Here is a 4,404-nt window from a genome sequence, read left to right on the forward strand (position 1 = left end):
GACCGCCCCGGTGGGGAGGGGGCGACGCGCCGCCCGGGCGTGCGCCGCGTCCCAGATCGCCTGGCGAAGGGCCTTGGCCGCGGTCAGCTCGCGGGCCGTCACGGGGACCGTCATGGCTGCGGCCAGCGGCGGCTGGGCCAGCCATTCACCTAGGTCGGCGGGCTCGTGGAGGGTCTCGAACACCGCGTACCGGCCCTCACCGCCCGTGTGGGCGAAGTCCAGGCAGACGGCGCCGGCGTCGAACCAGAAGGACCCTCCCTTGGGGTCGTGCAGCACCCGTCCGGTTGCGCTCGCTCGCATGAAACCACTATAACCGGTGTCATACGAAACCACTATTACTGGTGTCATCGTCAACGGAGGGCGGCACATGAGCACACGGCACATCAACCCTGAGGGGCTGCACCGCAACCCGGCCTTCAGCCAGGCCGTCGTGGTCGAACAGCCGACAAAGACGATCTACATCGGCGGGCAGAACGGCGTCGACGCCGCCGGTAAGGTCGTCGGTCCCACAGTCGGGGAGCAGAGCAGCCAGGCGTTGCGCAACCTCGCGACCATCCTGGAGAGCGAAGGGGCAAGCCTGGCGAACATCGTGCACTGGTCCATCGCCGTGGTGGACGGCCACGCATTGAACGAGGGTTTTGCCGCCTTCCAGCAGGCGTGGAACCCGGCCGACCCACCCCCGGCCATCACGGTCCACGTCGTCGCCGGCTTGGGCCCCGGGTTCCTCGTCGAGATCGACGCCGTCGCCGTCGTGTGACGCCCCGGGAGCGGGACCATCCACCGGTCGTCGGGTTGACCCGGTTTTGATGCTGGGTACGACCAGGTGGAGGTTGCCCGTCATCATGCGCGCCCTGGACCCAGAGGTGATAGATGCCGTGGTGTCTCACCCTGCTCACCAACGCCGTGATCACCTGGAGCACCGAGTACTACGGCAAGGCGATCGGCGAGCTCCGCGCCCAGGGCCGCGACGTCTCCGACGAGCTGCTGTCGTTCATCGCCCCCAGCCGCCGGAGCGGGACCCGTACGGGCTGGTCAACCCGGCTGGATGAGGCGGGACTCGTAGGCGAAAACCACGGCCTGTACCCGGTCGCGCAGCTGGAGTTTGTCCAGGATTCTACCCAAGTGGGTCTTCACCGTTGCTTCGGCCAGGTGCAGGGCCGCAGCGATCTCCGCGTTGGACAGGCCGCGGCCTACCTGGATGAGCACTTGGCGTTCGCGGGTGGTCAGGCGGGCGAGTCGTTCGTCCTGACCGGGACCGCTGCCGTTGAGCAGTTGCGGGGCGAAGTTCTCCAGCAGGCGACGGGTGATCCTCGGGGACACCACCGCGTCGCCGTCGGCGATGCTGCGGATGGCGGCCAGCAGATCGTCCGGGCGGGAGTTCTTCAGCAGGAAGCCGGACGCGCCTGCCTTGAGGCCCGCGAAGGCGTATTCGTCCAGGTCGAAGGTGGTCAGAATGAGCACTCGGGTCTGCGGGCAGTCACGGACAATCCGGCGGGTGGCCTCGATGCCGTCGGTGCCCGGCATGCGGATGTCCATGAGGACGACGTCGGGGTGGAGCTGACGTGCCAGGCGTTCGGCCTGGGCGCCGTCGGCGGCCTCACCTACCACCGACATGTCGGGCTGGATCTCGAGAACCATCGTGAAGGCCATGCGCAGCAACGACTCGTCATCGGCGAGCAGGATTCGAATCGTCACGCCGCGCCCCCGCCTCGCGAGCCTTCCTGGAGCATCCGCTGGTGGGGTGCGGTGAGATCCAGCCGGGCCGATACCTGCCAGCCTCCTGCCGGGAATGGACCCGCCCAGAAGGTTCCGCCGTAGGCGGCCACCCGGTCGCGCATGCCTTTGATGCCGTGCCCGCCGCCGATGGTTACCGGAGTGGTGCCGTTGTTGGTGACCTCCAGGGTGACGGCCTCGGACGAGACCTCGACCCGGACCTCGGCACGGGTTCCGGGCGAGGTGTGTTTGAGCGCGTTGGTCAGGGCTTCCTGGACCAGGCGGTAGACGGTGAGCTGGGCGGCGGCCGGGATCTGGGCGGCGTCGCCGTACACCTGGAGGCTGGTTGCGAGCCCGGCCGCCCGCAGCCGGTCGACCAGGGCCGGGAGCTGGGCGAGACCGGGCGTTGGGTGCCGCCGCAGGTCGTCGGCCGCCCGCAATCCCGTCCCATCGGCAGCGTCCGGCTCATGGTCATTGGCGTGCAGAGCGAGGCTACGGCGCATGTCGGCCAAGGCCTGGCGGCCGGTTTCCGCTATCTGGCCGATGGCGGCGGCCGCCTTGTCCGGGGCGCTGGCGCGAACGTAGTGGGCGCTGTCAGCGAGAGCGATCATGACGGAGAGATTATGGGTGACGATGTCGTGCATGTCGCGTGCCATCCGAGCCCGATCCTCGGCGACCGCGAGCCGGGCCCGCTGGTCGCGGTCGCGTTCCAGCGCGGCGAGGTAGGCACGCCTGGTCCGCATGCTCGTGCCGGTGACGGCCGCGGCGGCACTCATCGCCGTCAACGCCACCACCGACAGGAGGAACCGACCCTCTGGTGCCCACCGTGCCGAGGCCAGCACCACCCCGGCCTCGACCACCGCCGCGGCCGCGAGCGTGCGCCGCCACGTCGCGTGCGTGCCGACGCTGTACAGGGCCACCAGCAGCGCCACGTCGGCGGGCAGTTGCACACCAGCCAGCCACTGAAGGCCTGCCACCGCCGCGATCAACGCGAACACCGTCAGCGGGGCGCGCCGCCGCCACACCAGGGGCAGCACAAGGCCGACCTGGAGGAGCACAACCTCAAGACCGCCCCGCAGAACCTGGCCGGGGCCGAGTGTGACGAGGAAGATCGCGGCGGCCAGCAGGGCGTCGAGCATCCAGGGCCGGCCGTTCATACCGCCACACTAAGCGACCTACCAGCCCGAATTCTCTCCTCCTGCGGGAGGAGGGTCAGCCCGAAGTCGTATGACCGGATCAGCTTCCTGCCGCTCGTGCGGGCCGGAAGACCGCTGGAAAGCTCCTGAACCACGATTACGCATCAAGAACGGAGCCGACCACATGCCGACCACCGCATTCACCCGCCGCCGCGTGGCCATCGCCTCGCTCGCCCTCGCGACCGCCGCCATCCCGTTGACAGCCCACCCCGCCAACGCCTCCTCCGTCACGGCCGCGATCACCGGCAGCGGCGCGACGATCGCCGAGGCAGCCACCAGGCTCGCCGTCTCCTCCGCCCCTGCCACCAGGTTGACGTTGCCTGCCCCCACGGGGCGGTATTCGATCGGCACTCGTGCGTTGCGGCTGGTGGACTCTTCGCGGCGGGATCCGATGGTGAAGACGCGGCCGTATCGGGAGCTGATGGTGAGCCTCTGGTATCCGGCCGGACCCTCCAATCGTCCTTTGGCACCGCACATGTCACAGATGGCGGCGGCCGACTGGGACCGGCATTCGGCACCCGCGATGGGAATCAAGCAGGGCAGCATGGACTGGGCCGCCACGACGACCCACGCCCGGGAAGGGGCGCCGGTCGACCGGAAGGCCGGGTCGCTGCCGGTGGTACTGTTCGCGCCGGGGGACGGTGGACCGCGGACCCTCGGCACGGTGCTCGTAGAGGAGCTGGCCAGCCGTGGCTACCTGGTGGTCACCGTGGATCACACCTACGAGGCCGATCAGGTCGAGTTCCCCGGGGGGAGGGTCGAGCGGGCCGTCCCGCTGCCGTCGAAGCTGACGCCGAACGTCATCGCGAAGCTGCTCAGAAAGCATGCCAAGATCCGCCTGGCGGATATGAGGTTCGTAATCGACCGCCTCGACAAGATCGCCGGACTGCGCGGCGTCATGGACCTCTCGAAGATCGGGATACTCGGCCAGTCCATCGGCGGATCCGTGGCCGCCCAGCTCGCCCACGACGACCCTCGCATCGACGCGGGCGTCAACCTCGACGGCTCCTACGTGGGTCCCATAGCGCGGACAGGAGTGGGCAGGCCGTTCCTGCAGTTCGCCGCCCAGGCGCACACCCGGGCAGGCGACCGTACCTGGAAGTCCTTCTGGAACGCCTCCAGCGGGTGGAAGCGCGAGCTGAGACTGGCCGGCGCGGCGCATGGATCGTTCACCGACCTGCAGGTCATGCTGCCCCAGGTCAAGGATCTCGTCGGCACGATCGATCCGGCACGGTCGGTGGCAGCGCAGCGTGCCTACATCACCGCCTTCTTCGACCTGCATCTCAAGGGGCAGGCCACACACCTGTTCGACATGCCGGACCAGCGCTATCCCGAGATCACGCTGGTTCCCTGACCGCCGGCCGCCACGGACGAGCGAGGGCGAGTCGCCGACCGCGGTGGTGGGCCGCCCGGCGAGGCCGAGCCGCCTATGGAGGTTCAGCAGTGCCACGAGCGTCACCACCAGGGCGACGCAGAACATCAGGCCGGCCAGGAT

At 69.2% G+C, this 4,404-nt stretch carries 5 protein-coding genes and 1 pseudogene; 3 read left to right on the top strand and 3 right to left on the bottom strand.

Annotated elements, in window-relative coordinates; translation table 11 throughout:
• The coding region (locus ABZ260_RS47425) for an ABATE domain-containing protein (RefSeq protein ID WP_355631561.1) at window positions 1–300 on the bottom strand (300 nt) is incomplete at its 3' end.
• Between the two features lie 67 nt (window positions 301–367).
• Between ABZ260_RS47425 and ABZ260_RS47430 the strand changes: the two genes are divergently transcribed.
• Window positions 368–757 carry a RidA family protein gene (locus ABZ260_RS47430; protein ID WP_355556992.1) on the top strand — a complete coding sequence of 130 codons (390 nt, stop codon included), beginning with the start codon at window positions 368–370 and terminating at the stop codon, window positions 755–757.
• Between the two features lie 113 nt (window positions 758–870).
• Window positions 871–996: pseudogene (locus tag ABZ260_RS47435) on the top strand (Tn3 family transposase); the annotation flags it as partial.
• Window positions 997–1,032: 36 nt separating this feature from the next.
• Here the strand turns inward: ABZ260_RS47435 and ABZ260_RS47440 are convergent.
• Both ABZ260_RS47440 and ABZ260_RS47445 read right to left on the bottom strand, forming a co-directional pair.
• Window positions 1,033–1,695 (bottom strand): response regulator transcription factor, encoded by a 663-nt coding sequence (locus ABZ260_RS47440; protein ID WP_355556998.1) that lies wholly within the window; start codon window positions 1,693–1,695, stop codon window positions 1,033–1,035.
• Window positions 1,692–2,870: a histidine kinase gene (locus ABZ260_RS47445; protein WP_355631564.1), complete on the bottom strand. Its 1,179-nt coding sequence runs from the start codon at window positions 2,868–2,870 to the stop codon at window positions 1,692–1,694. Before ABZ260_RS47445 ends, ABZ260_RS47440 begins: the two co-directional genes overlap by 4 nt.
• 163 nt (window positions 2,871–3,033) lie before the next feature.
• On the opposite strand from ABZ260_RS47445, the gene ABZ260_RS47450 reads away from it, so the two are divergent.
• On the top strand, window positions 3,034–4,263 hold the full coding sequence (locus tag ABZ260_RS47450; RefSeq protein WP_355631567.1) for a lipase: 1,230 nt from the start codon (window positions 3,034–3,036) through the stop codon (window positions 4,261–4,263).
• The last annotated feature ends 141 nt before the right edge of the window (window positions 4,264–4,404 follow it).

Origin of the sequence: Streptosporangium sp. NPDC006013 (assembly GCF_040614275.1) — a bacterium.
In the GTDB taxonomy this organism is placed as follows: domain Bacteria; phylum Actinomycetota; class Actinomycetes; order Streptosporangiales; family Streptosporangiaceae; genus Streptosporangium.